Origin of the sequence: Paenibacillus sp. FSL R7-0179 (assembly GCF_038002265.1) — a bacterium.
Taxonomy (GTDB): Bacteria; Bacillota; Bacilli; order Paenibacillales; family Paenibacillaceae; genus Paenibacillus_AQ.
Genome location: NZ_JBBOCC010000002.1, coordinates 1,179,809 through 1,198,539, shown reverse-complemented (window position 1 = coordinate 1,198,539; position 18,731 = coordinate 1,179,809). Strand labels below are relative to the sequence as shown.

General features: G+C 48.0%; 15 protein-coding genes. 6 read left to right on the top strand and 9 right to left on the bottom strand.

The features are described 5' to 3' along the window. Positions 1 to 185: 185 nt before the first annotated feature. The 3 genes from MKX63_RS21685 to MKX63_RS21675 all read right to left on the bottom strand — a co-directional run bounded on the left by MKX63_RS21685 (position 186) and on the right by MKX63_RS21675 (position 2,326). Positions 186 to 557, bottom strand: coding sequence for a hypothetical protein (locus MKX63_RS21685; RefSeq protein ID WP_341019972.1), 372 nt, complete (start codon positions 555 to 557; stop codon positions 186 to 188). A 57-nt stretch (positions 558 to 614) separates the two neighbouring features. Next, entirely contained in the window at positions 615 to 1,391 is a 777-nt protein-coding gene (locus MKX63_RS21680) for a GNAT family N-acetyltransferase (protein ID WP_341019971.1), read from the bottom strand. Positions 1,392 to 1,525: 134 nt separating this feature from the next. Further along, positions 1,526 to 2,326 carry an AraC family transcriptional regulator gene (locus tag MKX63_RS21675; RefSeq protein WP_341019969.1) on the bottom strand — a complete coding sequence of 267 codons (801 nt, stop codon included), beginning with the start codon at positions 2,324 to 2,326 and terminating at the stop codon, positions 1,526 to 1,528. Positions 2,327 to 2,464: 138 nt separating this feature from the next. Between MKX63_RS21675 and MKX63_RS21670 the strand changes: the two genes are divergently transcribed. Further along, the gene (locus MKX63_RS21670) at positions 2,465 to 4,717 is read left to right on the top strand and encodes an FAD-dependent oxidoreductase (protein WP_341019967.1); all 2,253 of its coding nucleotides are present in this window, start codon (positions 2,465 to 2,467) and stop codon (positions 4,715 to 4,717) included. A gap of 100 nt (positions 4,718 to 4,817) precedes the next feature. Here the strand turns inward: MKX63_RS21670 and MKX63_RS21665 are convergent, their stop codons facing one another. The 3 genes from MKX63_RS21665 to MKX63_RS21655 all read right to left on the bottom strand — a co-directional run bounded on the left by MKX63_RS21665 (position 4,818) and on the right by MKX63_RS21655 (position 8,514). Beyond that, entirely contained in the window at positions 4,818 to 5,447 is a 630-nt protein-coding gene (locus MKX63_RS21665; protein ID WP_341019965.1) for a hypothetical protein, read from the bottom strand. A gap of 118 nt (positions 5,448 to 5,565) precedes the next feature. Next, a complete protein-coding gene (locus MKX63_RS21660; RefSeq protein WP_341019963.1) occupies positions 5,566 to 6,681 on the bottom strand; it encodes a glycoside hydrolase family 88/105 protein in 1,116 nt (371 codons plus the stop codon). 36 nt (positions 6,682 to 6,717) lie between these two features. Beyond that, entirely contained in the window at positions 6,718 to 8,514 is a 1,797-nt protein-coding gene (locus MKX63_RS21655; protein WP_341019962.1) for a glycoside hydrolase family 2 protein, read from the bottom strand. Between the two features lie 226 nt (positions 8,515 to 8,740). Between MKX63_RS21655 and MKX63_RS21650 the strand changes: the two genes are divergently transcribed. The 3 genes from MKX63_RS21650 (at position 8,741) to MKX63_RS21640 (ending at position 10,440) form a co-directional block, all read left to right on the top strand. Then, positions 8,741 to 9,658: an ArsR/SmtB family transcription factor gene (locus MKX63_RS21650; protein WP_341019961.1), complete on the top strand. Its 918-nt coding sequence runs from the start codon at positions 8,741 to 8,743 to the stop codon at positions 9,656 to 9,658. Between the two features lie 142 nt (positions 9,659 to 9,800). After that, positions 9,801 to 10,058: a hypothetical protein gene (locus tag MKX63_RS21645; protein WP_341019960.1), complete on the top strand. Its 258-nt coding sequence runs from the start codon at positions 9,801 to 9,803 to the stop codon at positions 10,056 to 10,058. Then, positions 10,048 to 10,440, top strand: coding sequence for a retropepsin-like aspartic protease (locus tag MKX63_RS21640; protein ID WP_341019958.1), 393 nt, complete (start codon positions 10,048 to 10,050; stop codon positions 10,438 to 10,440). The genes MKX63_RS21645 and MKX63_RS21640 overlap by 11 nt, the downstream gene beginning before the upstream one ends. A 57-nt stretch (positions 10,441 to 10,497) precedes the next feature. Here MKX63_RS21640 and MKX63_RS21635 read toward each other — a convergent pair whose 3' ends face one another. The 3 genes from MKX63_RS21635 to hsdR are packed head-to-tail and all read right to left on the bottom strand — an operon-like array spanning position 10,498 to position 16,598. Continuing rightward, the gene (locus MKX63_RS21635) at positions 10,498 to 11,862 is read right to left on the bottom strand and encodes a restriction endonuclease subunit S (protein ID WP_341019956.1); all 1,365 of its coding nucleotides are present in this window, start codon (positions 11,860 to 11,862) and stop codon (positions 10,498 to 10,500) included. Continuing rightward, positions 11,859 to 13,343, bottom strand: a complete 1,485-nt coding sequence (locus MKX63_RS21630) for a class I SAM-dependent DNA methyltransferase (RefSeq protein WP_341019954.1) — start codon at positions 13,341 to 13,343, stop codon at positions 11,859 to 11,861. Before MKX63_RS21630 ends, MKX63_RS21635 begins: the two co-directional genes overlap by 4 nt. Before the next feature lie 3 nt (positions 13,344 to 13,346). Beyond that, positions 13,347 to 16,598 carry a type I restriction-modification system endonuclease gene (gene hsdR / locus MKX63_RS21625; protein WP_341019952.1) on the bottom strand — a complete coding sequence of 1,084 codons (3,252 nt, stop codon included), beginning with the start codon at positions 16,596 to 16,598 and terminating at the stop codon, positions 13,347 to 13,349. A 140-nt stretch (positions 16,599 to 16,738) separates the two neighbouring features. On the opposite strand from hsdR, the gene MKX63_RS21620 reads away from it, so the two are divergent. Together MKX63_RS21620 and MKX63_RS21615 are read left to right on the top strand one after the other, a co-directional pair. After that, a complete protein-coding gene (locus MKX63_RS21620) occupies positions 16,739 to 17,038 on the top strand; it encodes a hypothetical protein (protein WP_341019950.1) in 300 nt (99 codons plus the stop codon). A gap of 281 nt (positions 17,039 to 17,319) precedes the next feature. After that, positions 17,320 to 18,717 carry a SpoVR family protein gene (locus MKX63_RS21615; RefSeq protein WP_341019948.1) on the top strand — a complete coding sequence of 466 codons (1,398 nt, stop codon included), beginning with the start codon at positions 17,320 to 17,322 and terminating at the stop codon, positions 18,715 to 18,717. Positions 18,718 to 18,731: the final 14 nt, after the last annotated feature.

The window sequence follows — 18,731 nt, the reverse complement described above, 5'->3', positions numbered from 1 at the left end:
ACTCAATCAACGATATGTAAGCATAACCAATTATAGTTCGTATAAGTTTAATTTTCTTGCGCTTTCTATGTTCTTTTTCCTGTTTTTTATACTTTCTTGTCCTGCAAACAGAAACAGCGACAGCAGGGGACGGATAACGTCTCTTGCTGTCGCTGTACTATGGAGTAGAATTCACTTTCGTTATTTCAATCAAACGTCTTAGCATATTCTCTTAACTGTTCAGGATCACTTGTGTGATACACCATTTGTTCATGATCAAAAATCACAACTACGGGCCGTTTTGCTTCCAGTCCCAGTACCTCCAGCCATTTCAGCTTCTTCTCCTCTGTATGCACAGTCACATGAGGGATATGCTCCACGAGCGCAGGCTCAGAATTATGTACCTCATTTATTTCAATATCCCAATCCCGTGAATTGGAAAACATATGCATGTGGAGTACATTCACTTCCTTGGACACCAGCTGATCAACGACCTCTGCTCTTGAAGGACCGCAGCCTGTAACAAACAACAAGAATACAGAGACCAGCAAGAATAATCCAAACTTGTGCTTAAACATGTAATTCCCCCTCTCTATTCCATCTACATACCCGTATATTACTATAACGATTCAGCCTTACTTCGTCACATAGAGCGAATAGCTCTGTGGAGCGGTAAAATTCAACTTCTGCGCCAACCGGATGGAGGCCGTATTGTGAAGGTCACAGTCCCATCTTGGCGTGATCTGACGTTCTAAGCACTCCAGGATAAAAGCTTCGGCAACACACCCCGCCACGCCCCTTCCCCTAAACAGAGGATTCGTTACGATATCAATTTCCGCATATTGATCAGACGAGAAGATGGAGACACATTCGCCTGCAAATACATCGTGTTCCGTAACATAGAAGCCGATGCCTTTTTCCAGAAAACGTTCAATCGATCCCCAGTATTTCCGGATGTACGCTGCATCGAACTCTCTATGCCCCTCAAGCGATTCCTCAGTTGTCCTGTTCAGCCGGAACCCATCCGGTATCCCCGCTCTTCCAGCTTGCATGAAAAGGTGCTCATTGAATGTAAAAGAATACCGCTGCATTTGCCTTAGCTGCGCCCCAAACAGCTCATTGATTCTGCGATCCCACCCCTCAGAGGATGAAAACAACGTAAATCTCTGATTAAGCTTCTCTCTACGCTTGAATTCGCGCATAAGCCGGGAGGCAAAGTCATCATTCGTCTCATCCCCCACCACTGTATAAATGCCTGAAGAAGTACCGATCAGCGCCGAAGACTTATCGATAGTAATGTCCCCGGCAATATAACGGTCTAATACCGAATACGCAAATGTGGGATAACTCTTACCTTGGTTAGCATCCATAATATTGCTTGCGGCGGTGACAGAAGCATGGTTCTCAATCATCTCACATCATTCCTTTCCCCAGAAAACAATACTGCTCTCTATAATTAGATTACAATCTAATTATATATTAATATAATTAGTTATGTTTAACAATTGTTATTGCGGAATTACAAATTGCATCCGGGCGGAAAAAATTATACGCGGTGCAGCTTACGGTACCGGGATGGTGTTAATCCCAGCTTGGCCGTGAACACCCGGCTTAGGTAGAAGCCGTTCTCGTAACCGCACTGCTGGGCGATCCCTTCAATGGGCAGTCTGGAATCCTCCAAGAGCTGGCAAGCCCGTCTGAGCCGGAGTCCGGTCACGAAGTCCGAAGGGGCCGTCCCATAGGCTGCACGGAAACGCCGCGTTAATTGTACCGGAGTAATATCAAGGGTAGCGGCCAGCTCCTGCAGGGTCATAGGTGTACAAGCGTGCTCCAGCAGCCATTGCTTAGCCTGATGCATCAGCGGGCCAGGGCTTGCCTCTCCAGAGCTCAGCTCTACGGATGATGCGCTGCTGCGCTCGATTTCAAGCAGCCTCCAGAGATCCTCCAGCATATGCTTCATCCTGCTATACCCCGGCTCCTCCTGAATCCCTCTTCCGATACTCCGCATATAGCGGTAGGTAGATCTTAGGCGCTCCACATCCCTGACCGTCCAACTGCCTCCAAGCGTGGCGGCGTCCTCCGGTCCCCCCTCTTCTGCCCATTCGAATTGTATGAAATGAAAGGTCAACGGACTAAGCGTTCTCCGGTAAAAGGTTGTCCCCGGCGGACATACAATGATGTCCCCGAACCCTCCCTCCCCTTCATAGTCTCCGAAGCGGTAAGCGAAGTGTCCCTGCTCAACCGCAAATAACGTCCACACGGGATAGGTGTCGTGCTCCAGCAGGAACTGTTTTTTCTGCTCCCAATAGATATAGGCTGCCGGACGAACCGACCAATTCATGCGCATGTCTGACTCTCCTTAGGTTGCATCATTCATTGAAATTAAGTATATAGATCAAGAAATTATATGCATGTCATTTGATTAATGATTATCCTATCATGAAACTACGGATATATTAACATATACCAAAGGAGAGGTTCAACAATGCGTAGTGAAACGGTCAACACGGATGTAACGGTGGTAGGCGGCGGACTGGCAGGGGTATGCGCAGCGATTGCGGCAGCCCGGCTGGGCCGGCGTGTGGCGCTGATTAATAACCGTCCGGTGCTCGGCGGCAACTCCAGCAGCGAGGTGCGGGTATGGGTCTGCGGCGCAACTTCACACGGTATCCACCGGTATGCCCGTGAAACGGGGATCATGGGCGAGCTGTTTGTGGAGAATCAGTACCGCAACAAAGACGGCAATCCGTATCTGTGGGATATGGTTGTGCTTGAAGCAGTTAAGGCCGAACCGAACATTCAGTTATTCCTGAATACGGATGTACATGAGGTCGATGCTTCCGAGGATGGCAGCGGCCAGCGGAGCATCCGGTCCGTGACGGGCTGGATGATGGGGTCGGAACGGAGAATTACTTTTGAAAGCGCGGTTTTTCTGGACTGTACAGGGGATGGCCTGGTAGGCTTCCTCGCAGGTGCAGAGTACCGGCTGGGCCGTGAAGCACGCGAAGAATATAATGAGGAATGGGCACCACTGGTCGCAGATGATATTACGCTCGGCAGCACACTGCTCTTCTATACCAAGGACGCAGGCCATCCGGTCAAATATATCGCTCCGGCCATGGCAAAGGATATTACACAAACCGCTATTGCCGAGCGCCGGATCATCCGCAGCGGCGACAACGGCTGCGCCTACTGGTGGATCGAATTCGGCGGCGAGCAGGACACCGTTCATGACAATGAGGCCATCCGCGACGAGCTGTGGTCTGTGATCTACGGGATCTGGGACTATATTAAGAATTCCGGCAAATTCGACGCTGACAACATGACGCTGGAATGGGTCGGTTCGACTCCGGGCAAGCGGGAGTACCGCCGGTTCATTGGCGATTATGTCCTGAATCAGAATGATATCCTGGCCCAGCGCGAATTCCCGGACCGCGTAGCGTTCGGAGGCTGGTCCATTGATTTGCATCCGCCGCAGGGTGTGTACGCTACAGAGTCAGGCTCGAAGCATATGTATTCGGACGGCAGCTATCACATCCCGTTCCGTTCTCTGTATTCGGTGAACGTCAGCAATCTGCTGATGGCCGGCCGCGACATCAGCGCCTCGCATGTCGCGTTCGGCACAACCCGCGTCATGGCTACCTGCGCGGTCATCGGCGAAGCCGCCGGTATCGGCGCGGCACTCTGCGCCGCCAAGGGAATATCGCCGCGCGAACTGCATGCGGCCCACCTGAACGAGCTGCAGCAGACGATGCTGCGCCAGGATGCTTCCATCCTCGGGCTGCGCAACGAGGATGAAGCCGATCTGGCACTGAAGGCTGCGCTCAGCGCCTCCAGCGAGCGGAGCCGGTTCGCTGTGGAGCAATCTGCGTTCAGCGTACCGCTCACCGCTAACATCGGCATCACCGTTCCGGCCGATCCTGAACTGGACGGAATCGAGCTGCTGATTGATGCAGCCGAAGCCGCAGAGCTGACGGTCGAGCTATGGGAGACCGGACGGCCCGAGAATTATATACCCCATACGTTAATCCAGTCTGTATCCGCTCCCGTTCAGGCTGGAGTCGCCCAGTGGGTGGAACTCCCGGTTCAGTGGCAGCCGGAGACGCCGCGCAACGCGTTCCTGGTCGTCAAGGCCAATGCTGCGCTGTCCTTGCATATGGCAGATGAGCCAGCTTCAGGAATGCTCGCCTATGGGCATAACGAGATCCCCGCAGCCTCGCGGGACTTCGGCGAGAATCCGCCCGCACAGCCTGTAGTGCAATGGGACAAAAAGAAATTCGACCATAAGGCCCCATGCCTTCGTCTGTCCGGGACAACAAGCGCCTTCGCTGCGGATAAAGTCATCGACGGCTACCTCCGTCCTTACGGCGGGCCGCACCTGTGGTCCTCGGACCGGATGGCCTCCGGCGAGCCGGAGTGGCTGGAGCTGGCCTGGAGCGAGCCGGTAACTCTGCGCGAGGTTCACATTACCTTCAACGACGACGTGAATGAGGATCTGATCAACCTGCATCATCATGTTACACCTTACGAAATCCTGCCAACGCTCGTTAAGGAGTATCGAATTGAAGCTTACACGGGCGGCAAATGGACCGCAGTTGCCGGGGAACATGACAACCACAAGCGCAAGCGGGTACACACGCTGAACGAGGCTGTAACAGCCGACCGCCTGCGGGTCGTGATCCCGGAGACCAACGGCAGTGAGTATGCGGAGATTATTGAGGTGCGGGTGTATGGTTAAGTAGACTTCAAAATGCAATAAGATGGAGTGTTGAGCGGGGCCTGACTGCGGTCAGGCCCTTGTTTGGCGTATACGGGGCTTTTGCTGGGGGGACGGGGGATTATTCGTCCGTCCACTGCTCAAAGAGATTGTATAACTCATCAAGGCGTTCCTCGTCTTCGGCCGCGAACATTAGCAGATGGCTCCCGTTGTTGTTCATAATCACAATCAATTCACCCGGCCGGCCAAAAAAGCGTACGCCCGTGTACAAATCCGAATCCGCTTGGCGGGATGGAAAGTTCTGCTCAATCCGCTCCGCAGCAGCCTCATCGATGTCCCAATATTCTTCGCTGCTGTACTCCATCGCCAGCACTGCCTGCAAATGGGCCATAGCCAGCAAAAATTCCTTAACAGACGAACGCAGGCGCTCCCATTCCTCTCCGCTGCGCACATAGACGGGAGGATTATCGAGCTTCATATCCGCTGCACGGATTCCCCATACGCAGGCTTCCTGATTTTCGGTATAAAAGATGCAGTAGTCTTCTTCCATATAACGCGGAAAATTCTGAGGCTGAACCAGAAAATCCTGAGTCGCGTTGAGTGCAGAGTGGGCCCCAAGCTCCGTATAATACGCCCGCAGCACCTGCGGAATATGCCCGTAACGTTCCACCCACGGTGTTAATGATTCATTATCAAATCCGCACGGTTCTGTAATATGGAACAGGTCCCGAATCGCTGTAACATCGGTCATTACTTATCCCTCCCGTTCGTCGATATCCAAGTATTAATTAATGTAATCTTAACATATTTATTGTGAAAAAAAGCCTGATCCTCTGGCGTAAACGCTCAAGGATTAGGCTTTCTGCTGTTTAGTTTAACGCTTCATATAAAGCAATAAGAGCCAAGGACTGGCCGTAGGCCATAGGTCTGAGGGCAATGTTCTTGTAATGCTCCTTATCCATTCCCATACCGGTTCCGGCCGATACATTCAGCACTGTTCCATCTGCGCTAATATTCTGACATACCGCCTGAATGGCTTTGTCTGCCGCAGCCTGATAGGAGGCATCCAGAATACCCGCCTTGATGCCTTTGATCATCCCTGCGGCAATTGCGGCCGACCCGGATACCTCTTCATAGCTGGTTGGGTCCTGCAGGACGGTATGCCACAGACCGGAAGCTGCCTGGAGGGATACCAGGGCATTAACCTGAGCAGTATACGTATCTATCAGAAACCGCCGGACCCCCGGGCTAATCGAATCCTGGCAGGCTTCCAGATAATCGGCGATCCCATATGTGAACCAGGAATTGCCGCGGCACCAGAAGATACTGCCGAAATTATCATTGCGTTCGAAGCTCCAGCCGTGGAAGAACAAGCCGGTATGCTTGTCGAACAAATACTTGATATGCAGCAGAATCTGGTGTTCAGCTTCATGCCCCCACTCCGGCCGGTTGAACTTGCGCCCCGCCTGGTTCAGAAACAGCACCGCCATAAAGAGTGTATCAATCCATAGCTGTCCATTGTGCAGGTGAATGCCATCCCGGTTGCCAATCGCAGTGACCGTATGCTGGAAGCCGCCTTCTTTGGTCTTGGGCAGCTCATGGATGAGCCAATCCGCATGCTCCCGGCATAGCTCCTCCAGTTCGCCGGAAGGCTCAAGCTGCTCCAGGAGCAGCACCAGAGGCAGATAAGGAGCGGTTGTATTAATGTTTTTGGAAGGCAGGCCCGCCTCCAGGTTACGGGAAACCCAATTCCGGAAAAATTCCAGATAACGCGTATCGCCATAATGCTTTTGCAGCTTGTAAAGACCATAAAGACCTACGCCCTGCGGCCAATCCCATTCTTCAATGCCGAAATCCCGTTGCACAATCCCTACTCTGGTCTCGGCCTGTACCACGGTTTTATCCTTTTCATAGTCGCTGCCGCCCAGGTTCATAAGCCTGTCTACGACCAGCCCGATTTTGTCGAGCAATATTTCATTTGTCATAAATTCATCAGCTCCTTATCATTTCATAAGTTCCGATTAAATGGTCCGCAGATGCCACTGTTCGTTAATTTCTTTAATTAACGCCAGATCGCATTTGGGTGTCCGGTCATAGGCTACCAGGCCGTTAATCTCCTGCTCCACATCCGTTAACTGTGTATAACAATAGCCATAAATAATTTTGGACGCGTATACAGCCTTCATGATTCTTCCGTATTCCTGAACAAGATCGTCTGCAGATTGTGCACTGGTATATCCCCAGCCATCGTCAGCGCCAGCCTTATAGCTGATACCACCGAATTCAGTTAACAAGATCGGCTCGCCCCGATGCTCGTAACCGTCTGCATATACACTGCGGGCCGATGGTTTGGAAGCAAGCATGGTATCTTTTGTGGAAAGAATGCGCTTGAACTCTTCATACTTATCGGGCTCATCTGCCCTGCCGTGCTGGTAATTGTGTACTGCACAAATGTCCGTCAACGTCATTTCCCAGCCATCATTCGATATGACTAACCGGGTATTATCCAATGAATGAATCAGACTATACATGGCTACGCTGTGATATTGCTGCTGCTTATCCGATTTCACCATCGGAATGCCCCAGCTCTCGTTAAGCGGAACCCAGGCCACAATAGAGGGATGATTGAAGTCACGGTCGATAATCTCAATCCATTCTTTGGTTAACCGGGCTACAGCATCATTATTGAAAGAGGCGTTCGCCGCGCATTCTCCCCACACAAGGAACCCTATCCGGTCAGCCCAGTATAAAAACCGCGGGTCCTCGACCTTCTGATGCTTACGGCAACCGTTGAACCCTAGCTCTTTGGCTAATTCAATATCCTTCTTCAGGTGGTCATCCGTTGGCGCTGTGAGCAGTCCTTCCTGCCAATACCCCTGGTCGAGTACAAGCTTCTGGTAATAAGGTTTGTTATTCAGATAGACCATACCATTCTCTGTATGAACCTTCCGCATGCCGAAATACGACTCTATAGAGTCCGCCTCAACCCCGTGATCGTACAGCTTCATTTCCACATCAAACAAATTAGGCGTTTCTGGACTCCAAGTCCAGCCTGCCCGATGAAAGTTTGTACGGAATATTTTCAGACCAAACAGATCTACTATTCTGCTTGTTATAGGCTGTAACAATCGTACCCGGTCCTGAATCACAAGCTCTCCACCAAAAGAAATACGGATATCCAAATCTAATTCTTCTGATCCGTGTCCCTCAGACTTCACTTCTATGCCAATACTCCCTTGATCCAAATCCGGCGTAAATTTCACCTGCTGAATATGCACTGGGTTTACCGCCTCCAGCCACACGGTCTGCCAAATCCCGCTCGTGCGGGTATACCAGATGCTTTCCGGCTGCTCTATCCAGAACTGTTTGCCCCGCGGGATCGTCTCGTCTGTTGAAGGGTCCTCCACATGAACCGTTACCTGCTCCTCCTGTCCGGTCAAGGCATGGGTAATGTCAAAAGAAAATGAAGTGTGTCCGCCCTCATGCATCCCGATATATTGACCGTTCACATACACCCAAGCTCTGTAATCTACCGCTCCAAAATGGAGTATCACACGCTTCTGGTACCAGTCCGGATCAAGCGTGAAGTTGCGCTTATACCAGACATAGTCATGAAACGTGGTATCATGTATTCCACTGGCAGGGGTCTGAAAAGCAAAGGGGACTTGAATGGTCTGACTGAAGCTCTCACCCGGATCAAACCACCGCTGCGCGGCTCCCTCATTCCTGTCATCAAATTCAAATTGCCAGGTTCCATTCAAATTAAGCCATGCGTCTCTGACGAACTGCGGACGCGGATATTCCATCCTGTGTGTCATCCAGCTTCAGCTCCCATCTTAGTAGTCCACAACAATAAAAGTTAACTTTTTGTGATTTAGTTAGTAAATCTTCCTCGCGGGCAAGCAAATACTATCATGATGAAAGCGTTCTTTCAAGCATATATCAGCGTTATTCCTGATTTTCAACTTTGTGGTATACTAAATAAAATTAACGCATAACCAGATTGTTTATTGTAAACCAAAAAGTTAACAACCGGAGGTTCATATGTTCTTAGAACTCGACGATCATGGTATTACTGTTCTGAAAGCACTGGCATCTGACACCAGAGCTTCGATTCTCAGACTATTGTTACATACACCGCTTACGGTCAGTGAGCTCGCCGTAAAACTAAACTTAAGCAAAGCGATCGTGTCACGCCATATCCGGTTACTGGAGGACGCCAAGATCATCAAGCTCCAGGACAATCTGGAGGCTACCGACAGCCGAAAGAAGAATTTCATTGTTGCTGTCGATCATATTGCCCTCAACTTCCCGCAAAAGCTCCATCTTCCTTTTAAAGTCATTACGAATGAAATCAAGCTGGGGTACTATTCTAATTTTTCCGTCACCCCTACCTGCGGATTAGCCAGCCAGGCTAAAATTATCGGCAAGCTGGATGATCAACGGACCTTCGTCTCCAATGACCGGATCGAGGCTTCCTTACTTTGGTTTGCGGAGGGCTTCGTTGAATATATCATTCCGAATGAGTTCAACCACAATTTCACTGCAGAATTATTAGAGTTATCCTTGGAGCTCTCTTCAGAGTTTCCTGAATCCAACAATAATTGGCCGAGCGATATTGCTTTTTATATCAACGATGTATTCTTAGGCACCTGGACGGCACCGGGGAACTTCTCAGATGTGCGCGGGAAAATAACACCGGCCTGGTGGAATAACGAGCTCAGCCAGTACGGCCTGTTGAAGCATTTAAGAGTCACCAAAAAGGATACTGGAATAGACGGTCAAAAAATATCATCGGTCTCCCTCGCTGAGCTAAAGATCGAAGAGTCCCCCTTCATCAAGCTGAGGATTGGGATTGACGGGAATTCTACTAACAAAGGCGGCCTTACCATCTTCGGGGAGCACTTCGGAAACTATCCGCAGAATATTCTCCTTAAACTGTTTTATACGGAAGCGGAATGAGGGATATTTAAGCTGGGCTAGCATCACCAAGATGCTTATGCAAAAAAGTTCTCCATGAACGATGCAGGATCGTTTTGGAGAGCTTTTTTATGGATCATATTCTGCTACAATATAAGGACAAACCTAACTGGAGGTGCCAGCCGTGCAATGGGAAGAGGTTCGTAAGATTTATCCTGATCAATACGTCAAGTTGCAAATCCTTGCATCACATACCCAAGGAAACATTAAGTATGTTGATGAAGTCGCACTGATTCGTGCTATTCAGGACCCTCAAGAAGCGACCAAGGAATTGCTGCGATCTAAGGACGGCGTGATTGTGTCTCACACTGGAAACGAGGAGTTGAAGGTTGAAATTCGAACGCTTCGTGGCTTACGGGGAGTCGTGCAGCATGAAAATTGAATATGTCGATGGATTGCTTCAAACGTCGTTAACTTTGATTTATAAAGGACAAACTCTGAATATTGATAAACTTGTAATTGATACAGGCGCATCTCATACCTTGCTATCCGCTGATGCTGTAGCAGATATTGGTGTTTTCTTTGAAACTGGAGATGAACTCATTACTGCGTTTGGCATTGGCGGGGAAGAAAGCTGCTTCCGCAAAACTTTTGACTCAATTCAATTAGGCAGCTTTCATATTGAGAATTATAAGCTGGATGTTGGTTCACTTCACGAAAAGCTTGCAATCAACGGGCTCCTTGGGTTAGATATGCTGATGAAAGCTAATATTATACTGGATTTAGAAGATCTTGTTATGTATTCCTCAAAAGAAAAAGATTAGGTTTGGAAACACCTAATCTTTTTTTCTATGCTTGGATTTATTCCTGTAAACAATCTATCAATAGGATTTAGCACTGTCATCAGTTAATTCATTTGTTCCAAGCTCACCACAGAATGCAGAATTAAGAATCGATTCCTTTACAGAATCAATACCTTCAGTTAAATAAAGTAGTTCCTGTGTTTTCTGTTCCATTGAGAAAAGTTTATCCACCTGACGAATAATTTCCTTTTGTTCAGCAATGGCTGGGACTACAAGTTTAATTGACAAGAATTTGTCTTGGGTTAAATTAACACCGCTATCAGAGATACCTGTTTTCATACTGTTTATTTCTTTTAATATCATTGGAGAGTTCAATGCCAGAACTAGATAATCTGGTATAACTCGTTCAAGGTTTGCACGGAAGCGATAAGCTTTATCACAAAGTAAAAGTTTAGGTCTCACTTGCTTTACTAAGCAACAAACTCCAACTCGGACACGAGGTCCTGCACGAGTTATTAGAAGATCACCTGTCTTTAGCTCATGTTGCTCTCTTGGTTGTAAATGATCTGGAAGTTGCTTATTCTCATCCTCATTAAAGTCCATATGTTGAATCGCTGTTGTCTTTATAACCCCCCACTTTTCTATCTCTAATGAGGGATAGCTCTCACATTTTGGACTCCACCCTTGATTTAATTCACTAACTAAATTTCGAATTTCGAATTCTTCCCAAGCAAACCCTAACCCTTTTTCTTCCCGCCATTTAGCAGTCAATTCTCCACGAAAAGCCTTATCCAAAATTGCCGCTCGACGAAGTTCAAATGATTCTTTGGCTTCTTCGATTAGTTGTTTGGCTTGATTGGTTTTATTCAACAATATCTCGACTTTGTCAGCAATTCTTCTTTGTTCATCAATAGGTGCAAGAGGAATTTGAATTTCTTTACATTTAGATCCAGATATCTCTCTAAAAGTAGTTCCACTTGCTAATGAATCGATATAATTTGTTGACAATTTCAGATACCAATAGAGGTATTTTGAATCAACATATTTACTGGGTAAAAAGCTTTTAAATCCTTGATTTGTACTAATTTCATTACTTGCGATAGCTACATAACCTATAGGAGCTCGGGAAGATAATAAAACTGTACCTTCAGGCATTAGCCTAGCTGAACTGTTCTTTAAGCCTAATTCAGTTATATTTCTTTTCCCTCTTCCAATAAACATCTCTGTATAGCCAGACAAGTCTGCTGGTGTGACCCAAGGTATGTCGCCATCTTCGAAATACTCTGAAAGACTTGACTTCGGTGTACCACCACCAACTACTTCACAAACACTACCTAATCTCACCCATCTCCAATTGGAGGGTACCTTGTACCGTTGCTCCTCTTCAGGCACCAATGCCTCTTGAAGCAACTCCTCTGCCGTCTTCCCTTTAATCTTACTCATACGTTATACTCTCCACGCGCTTCCGCGACCTGAAGCAGCTCTTGACGCTCTTCAGCAGCATACTCCGGCTTATTTTCAACCGCCTTAAGCTCCGCCACAACCTCAAGTAGCAAGGTCATTGCCTCATCCAGCTTGGCAATTGCCAGTTCCGCCGAATCGATCGGATCAGGCAGGTTATCGTAGGCGGATAGCGACTCATCCGCAATTAGTCCAATGTCCAAACTGTCATCCTTCTTGCGGATATCCTCACGAGTGAATACATTAAATCTCTCGTCCTGTACACTGCTGCGATCTTCAGCCGAGTAAGCCTCCACAAACGCATCAAAATGCGCTGTCGTCAGCGGTGCTCGCTTCCCGAAGCTTGGCATATTCGTCCGCAGGTCATATACCCATACGTCCTTTGTACTGTCTTTATCTGTCTTCTCACGGCTGAAGAACAGAACATTAGTCTTAACCCCTTGTGCATAAAAAATCCCCGTAGGCAGACGTAGGATGGTGTGCAGATTACACTTGTCCATCAAGTCTGCACGAATTTTTGCACCGACTCCGCCTTCAAACAATACGTTTTCAGGGAGAACCACTGCTGCACGGGCTTTTCCGTTTGTTTTTAACGCTCTATAGATATGCTGTAAAAAGTTCAACTGTTTATTGGAAGTCATAAAGGTTAAGTCGTCACGGGTAAGTCCTTCTCCGCCTTGTTTTATTCCAAACGGTGGATTCGTCATAATCACATCGTAATTCTTCAATCCTTTTCCAAGGTCGGAAAGGGTATCACCTAGCAAAATATCACCATGGAGATCATGAAGCATTGCATTCATCATCGCCAGACGATGGGTATCCTTAACCAGCTCTACACCAGTGAAAGCTTCATGTCTCTGAAACTCCGCTTCTTTCTGACTCAACTCAAAATACTCATCCGTCTTACTCCGAATATAGCTATCTGCTGCAATCATAAATCCAAATGTACCGGCGGCAGGGTCATTACAACGTTCTCCTGGCTGTGGATCGACCAGCTTCACGATGACATCAATCAAAGGACGCGGCGTAAAATACTGCCCCGCACCCGATTTGGTTTCACTCGCATTCTTCTCGAGCAGTCCTTCATAAAGATCCCCAAGCCCTTCTTCCTTAGCGGAATACCAGTCGAGCAGATCAATGGAGCGCACGATTTTCTCCAGATTCTTCGGTTCATCGATGTTGGAGCTGGCATTCATATAAATCTGCTTGATGATCTCGTGACCGTCTTTACCAAGATCAAGCAGCAGTTGGCGGTAATGGTTGGTTAATTCCAGCCCATGCCGCTCCTGAAGCGAATCCCAGCGATATTGTTCAGGTATGATGCTTTCATTATTTGTTTCCTTCATCATTTTAAGAAACAGCAGATACGTCAGTTCCGTAACATATTGGTGATACGTGATGCCATCATCACGCAGTACATTACACAGGTTCCATAGCTTTTGTACAATTTCCTGATTTCTCATAGTTTAAGCTTGCTCCTTCTGTCTGGTTGGATATAGCGCAACGTTTATTGTAGCAACAATCTCGTCCAATTGCCCATCAAAAATTTTATTCAACTGCTTATAACCGCCCTTACTGCGGAAAGGTTCCACATCGAACGCCTTCTCAGGATGCGGGTCCAACACAGATTCTTGCAGCAATTGCTTCTCAATCCGCTTCAGCCAATCCTTCTGTACCTTCGGCCATACCCGCATCTCATAGATCTTCTTCATGGCATTCTCGATCCGTTCTTCATGGCTGAGGAGCGGGTCACCTAACGCCTGCTGGCGGATAAAGCTGATGATGTCTGCGGCGACGTCCTGCTGCTTCACATCACGCCAGGCGGTTTGCAGGTTTTTCTCGGTAAAGCCTTTCTGATCCAGCGCCACCCGAAGCTTCCGCAATTCTTCACGGGTCAGATCATTCGGGCGGGTGCAGATGATGTTGAGTGCCGGAATCAGATTCAGGTTTTCACGGATAAACCCGTTGAATCCTTCCAAATAGTCCTCAGGTTTGTTGGCTGTCCCATAACCGCGTGTTACTTCTATCAATTTATCCTCATGCTCCGAGATGAATTGGCGGTTATGCCTCCCTCTATTCTCCTCAATGAACTGAAGCAATTGTGGTTTGCTTAATAAAGCTCCGCTAACCTGCTCTGCACTTGCTTTCTTTACCTCATCAATGAACTCATTAATAGTCTGCCCTTCAGATAAAGCTTGGAAATCCTCATGATCCTGAGACGTCCAGCGTTGTTTCTTGCGCTGCATTTTGGCCACAATCTCTTCCTGATGTGACTTAATGTGGTGTTCACTCTTCATCTGCTTCAGCTCATCGACCAGTAGATCCAGTCTGACATGAGGTCTCGTGACAACGGGCTTCATATCTGTATAGGGCTTGAGTGACTCATAGATTCCTACAGCATCATAGATTGTAAAATGATCCTTATCAATCTCATCACAACGGCGGGTGGCCCGTCCCAGCATTTGTTCATACAGAATACGGGAGCGGACACGCCTTAGGAAAACTACATGGGAGATACTCGGGATGTCAATGCCCGTTGTAAGCAAATCGACAGTGACCACGATATTCGGCCGCCGTTCATTTTTGAAGAGCTTAATGGCATGCAGTGGATCTTTGATCGAACCTGTAATTTTTAGAATCGCTCCATCATCTACTGGGCCGTAGACCTTCTCCAATTCTTGCTTGAAGATCCGAACCACCATATCTGCATGATCATCCGTTGCCGCAAAAATCAAAGTCTTACCATCCGCTTCAGGATCGATATATTCAGTGAGTGCCTCCAGCACCACACGATTGAAACTCTCCGTAATCACCATCTTATTGAACTGGGTTACTTCAAGGTTAACCTCATCTTCCAGCATTTCCTTCTCAATGGTTCCCAGGTCCACATTATACACAGATACTTCCTCACCAATCTGCCACTTGATGCCATTCTTCTTCAGTTCTGTTTCAAACTGGATGGGTGGTTCATGGTCGATAAGATAACCGTCAATTACAGCCTCACGGTAGGAGTAGTTAAAGATCGCTTTGTCAAAAATCTCAACCGTATGGAGCGCTGGAGTAGCCGTTAGCCCGATTCGCACCGCATCAAAATAATCCAGTACCTTCCGGTACTTGCTCACATAGTCGGCATGATCCCTAAACTCCAGTTCGATCTCTGTCATTTCCTTATCGAGCGTATAACCACGGTGGGCTTCATCCACGATGATGCAATCATACTGATCTACAGAAGGAATGCCTTTATCATCTTCGCTATAAAAAAGCCGCTTCACCATACCCTGAACGGTAGCAATCTGTACCTTCGTCTCCACATTAGGTTTCTTGTCGTCCAGCGTCTGAAGCTCAAAAATCTCAGTGAACGAGTGATAGCTCTCCAGCTTGGAATCCTTAAACGCCGCCTCGGCCTGACGGCCTAATGCTGAACGGTCCACGAGAAACAGTATTCTTTTGAAACGATTATGTTTGATCAGACGGTAAATTAAGCCGATGGCCATTCTCGTCTTGCCTGTGCCTGTCGCCATGGCTACCAGAATTCTGCGCTGTCCCGCTTCTATCGCATGTTCCACAGACAAAATCGCATTCTCTTGATACTCACGCAGATGCAGATAATCCAATGATTCATCACGCAGATCCTTCGTCGCCTGATCGATGTCCTGCTGAAAAAGAGCCTTTAGACCTTCTGGTGAGTACCAGGTTTGCAGCACTCTGGCATGATTCGTAGGCTTGCGTGCATCCAGAAACCAGATTCCAGATTTATGTTCAAGCTGTTTCAAATAGGGTCGCCCATTTGTTGAAAACAAGAACGGCACCTGATAATTACTCCATGGTCCATGAATGATTTCTTCACCATGCTTAATCACATAGGAGGCATACTTCTTCGCCTGTTCAATGTCGGCCTGGACATCTTTGCTTTGTCTCTTAGCTTCAATAATACCAATGAACTCCATTCCATAGAAAAGAGCATAATCCGCAAAACCATTTTTCAAAGGCCATTCTGCTATAGCCAGGTATCTCCCTTTTTCAGGACGGGTCCCTGCGCTAAAACGCAATTGTAATGTATCTGCTTCCCAGCCTGCCTGCCGCAGCTTCTCATCGATGATCATTCTAGTCTCAGCTTCAGTCAGTTGGAGGGCACTGCCGAGCTTTCTGGCCTTCGAATGACGTTTCTGTTTCTCTTCCTGGGTCTTGGAATCCTGAAGCTCGGTCAGCCGCAGGAGCTCCTGCTCCAGTTGCTGGACTTTGGAGTCGTAGGAAGCAGACAACTGCTGAAGCTGTTCTTCATTGTAAACAGTGTCATCTGCTTCTACTGGTTCCACATACTCTGGCGCTGTAAAGTCCCATTCACCGTAGACCTGCATAAACCAGACGGCGAGACGAAATGCAAAATGCACAAGCGCCTTGGCCTCTTCGGTTGTACCATAATTGCCCTGATGTGCAGCTTTGTTGCCTTGTTTACGGATGGCGTGCAGCATATCCAGCAGCTCTTCCGTAAGCAAATCTTCACGGCTCAGAAAGTTCAAACGATCAATCTGATTAAGCCCCTCAGCCTGTCTCATCTCTTCAAGAGCACAGATGAACTTCGTCATCGTCTCTCCAAACATACGAAGCTTCATTAAGGATGTATTGGGATCGGTATACATATTCCGTTCAGCCATTTCGGCCAGATTAGACAGAATATTCCAATGGTTCGACAAGAAAGTGAAATTGCTATTTGTCATATCTTCACCCCTGGAGAATTTATCTTAAAAATGTAAGTTGATGCATGGGGAAAATTTCCTATGTATATAATAACATTTTCCAACTCCTTAAAGAATTAGATTATATAAAATGATATAATAACAAAAAGGCGGTGAATGAAATGTCCATTTCAAGGGAGCAATTGGAGCAAAGCTTTCAGGGCAAACCTTATGTTGAACTTAAAGATCTGGTGCAATTGATCGAGGATAATTTCGGATTTAATGTTATGTTACAGAGGAAAGATGAACCTGCATTTACCGCCGAACAGAAGAAAAGAATGACTTCTGTCATTTTTAAAGATGAGGATGTTCTTTCACAGCTTCGTAAGGCCAAGCATGACCGAGAGAATGGGATTTCAACATACAGCAACAGCGAAGAGGAATTTGCCCGATTACTGAAAGAGGTCCAGAATGAACAATGATGGCTATAATGTTCTATGGTCCACATATGCGCGGGTAGCTCTTGCCCGCATGGGCAAGTTCAAAGTAGATCCAACCAATGTTTTTAAACGTTCCATTAGCATCCTTAATGATAAATCCGAATGAAGAATAGCCTACCTCTCAGCATATCCGCTGTGGTTAGGCTTTTTTTGTACAATAATACTTCTATCCCCTCATCTAGCACGCTGCCCCATCATACTCCCTCCCCTCCCCCCATATACATAGGAAGAACGGTTCACAAGCTGGAAGGAGAGATGGATGCATGCCCGGTGATGATGAGATTAAAGCGCTGGAGCGGTCGATTGCCGAGATCACGGAGATTGCTTCCGGGTTTGGGCTCGATTTTTATCCGATGCGTTATGAGATATGTCCGGCGGATATTATTTATACCTTCGGTGCGTACGGGATGCCTACCCGGTTCGGGCACTGGAGCTTTGGCAAGACTTTTCATAAAATGAAGGCTCAATACGATTTCGGCCTGAGCAAAATTTATGAGCTGGTCATCAACTCTAATCCGTGCTACGCCTTCCTGCTGGACGGCAACTCTCTGGTGCAGAACAAGCTGATTGTTGCGCATGTGCTGGCGCACTGCGACTTCTTCAAGAACAATATGCGCTTCTCCATGTCCAACCGGGATATGGTCGAGAGCATGTCCGCCACCGCCGACCGCATCAATGATTATTCCGTCACTTATGGTACAGACACCGTAGAGAGCTTCATCGATTCCGTGCTGGCGATCCAGGAGCATATCGATCCCAGCCTGATTCAGCCGCGCAAGCTGGGCAAGACCCATCTGCTCGAAGCCAAGATGAAAGAGCGCAAGGACGCCGCAACCGACAATTCAGCACCGCCTAGTGCCTACAGCGAGCTGTGGGATTTGGAAAAAACCGATGCTGTGCCGCAGGAGCCGGAGACTGCTGGTAAGCGTGCTTTTCCCCCGGAGCCGGAGAAAGATATCGTCTGGTTCATCCAGCAATACTCCACCGCTCTAGAGGACTGGCAGCGCGACATCATGACGATGCTCCGTGACGAGATGCTCTATTTCTGGCCGCAGATGGAGACGAAGATCATGAACGAAGGCTGGGCCTCCTACTGGCATCAGCGGATTATGCGCGAGCTGGACCTGACTGCCGAAGAGACTGTCGAATACGCCAAGCTGAATTCATCGGTGGTCCAGCCCTCCCGCCAAAGCCTGAATCCGTACTACCTGGGGCTGAAGATTTTCGAGGATATCGAGCGCCGCTGGGACCGGGACCGGATGTTCGAGGTACGCGAGCTGGATTCCGACATCTCCTTCATCCGCAGTTATCTGTCGAAGGAGCTGGTGAACGACCTGGACCTCTATGTGTTCGAGAAAAAAGGCCCGGAGTGGAAAATTACCGATAAAACGTGGGAAAATGTACGCGACCAGCTGGTGCTGGCCCGGGTGAACGGCGGCTCCCCGTACCTCGTCATCCAGGATGCCGATTATGAGCGGAACGGCGAACTCTTGATTGCCCACCGCTATGAGAGCGTCGAGCTGGATCTGAAATACCTGGAGCGCACGCTCCCGCATATCTACGCCCTCTGGGGCCGCACCGTGCATCTCCAGACTGTCGTGGAAGACAAAAACGCCTTGTTCACCTATGACGGTAAAAAGGTGCAGCGGCGGTTTATGTAAAGGAATATACGGGT

What these genes read in the sequence shown, in the direction of transcription:
- MKX63_RS21685 (WP_341019972.1), bottom strand. Translation starts at nt 557, where the DNA reads ATGTTTAAGCACAAGTTTGGATTATTCTTGCTGGTCTCTGTATTCTTG.
- MKX63_RS21680 (WP_341019971.1), bottom strand. Translation starts at nt 1,391, where the DNA reads ATGATTGAGAACCATGCTTCTGTCACCGCCGCAAGCAATATTATGGAT.
- MKX63_RS21675 (WP_341019969.1), bottom strand. Translation starts at nt 2,326, where the DNA reads ATGCGCATGAATTGGTCGGTTCGTCCGGCAGCCTATATCTATTGGGAG.
- MKX63_RS21670 (WP_341019967.1), top strand. Translation starts at nt 2,465, where the DNA reads ATGCGTAGTGAAACGGTCAACACGGATGTAACGGTGGTAGGCGGCGGA.
- MKX63_RS21665 (WP_341019965.1), bottom strand. Translation starts at nt 5,447, where the DNA reads ATGACCGATGTTACAGCGATTCGGGACCTGTTCCATATTACAGAACCG.
- MKX63_RS21660 (WP_341019963.1), bottom strand. Translation starts at nt 6,681, where the DNA reads ATGACAAATGAAATATTGCTCGACAAAATCGGGCTGGTCGTAGACAGG.
- MKX63_RS21655 (WP_341019962.1), bottom strand. Translation starts at nt 8,514, where the DNA reads ATGACACACAGGATGGAATATCCGCGTCCGCAGTTCGTCAGAGACGCA.
- MKX63_RS21650 (WP_341019961.1), top strand. Translation starts at nt 8,741, where the DNA reads ATGTTCTTAGAACTCGACGATCATGGTATTACTGTTCTGAAAGCACTG.
- MKX63_RS21640 (WP_341019958.1), top strand. Translation starts at nt 10,048, where the DNA reads ATGAAAATTGAATATGTCGATGGATTGCTTCAAACGTCGTTAACTTTG.
- MKX63_RS21635 (WP_341019956.1), bottom strand. Translation starts at nt 11,862, where the DNA reads ATGAGTAAGATTAAAGGGAAGACGGCAGAGGAGTTGCTTCAAGAGGCA.
- MKX63_RS21630 (WP_341019954.1), bottom strand. Translation starts at nt 13,343, where the DNA reads ATGAGAAATCAGGAAATTGTACAAAAGCTATGGAACCTGTGTAATGTA.
- hsdR (WP_341019952.1), bottom strand. Translation starts at nt 16,598, where the DNA reads ATGACAAATAGCAATTTCACTTTCTTGTCGAACCATTGGAATATTCTG.
- MKX63_RS21620 (WP_341019950.1), top strand. Translation starts at nt 16,739, where the DNA reads ATGTCCATTTCAAGGGAGCAATTGGAGCAAAGCTTTCAGGGCAAACCT.
- MKX63_RS21615 (WP_341019948.1), top strand. Translation starts at nt 17,320, where the DNA reads ATGCCCGGTGATGATGAGATTAAAGCGCTGGAGCGGTCGATTGCCGAG.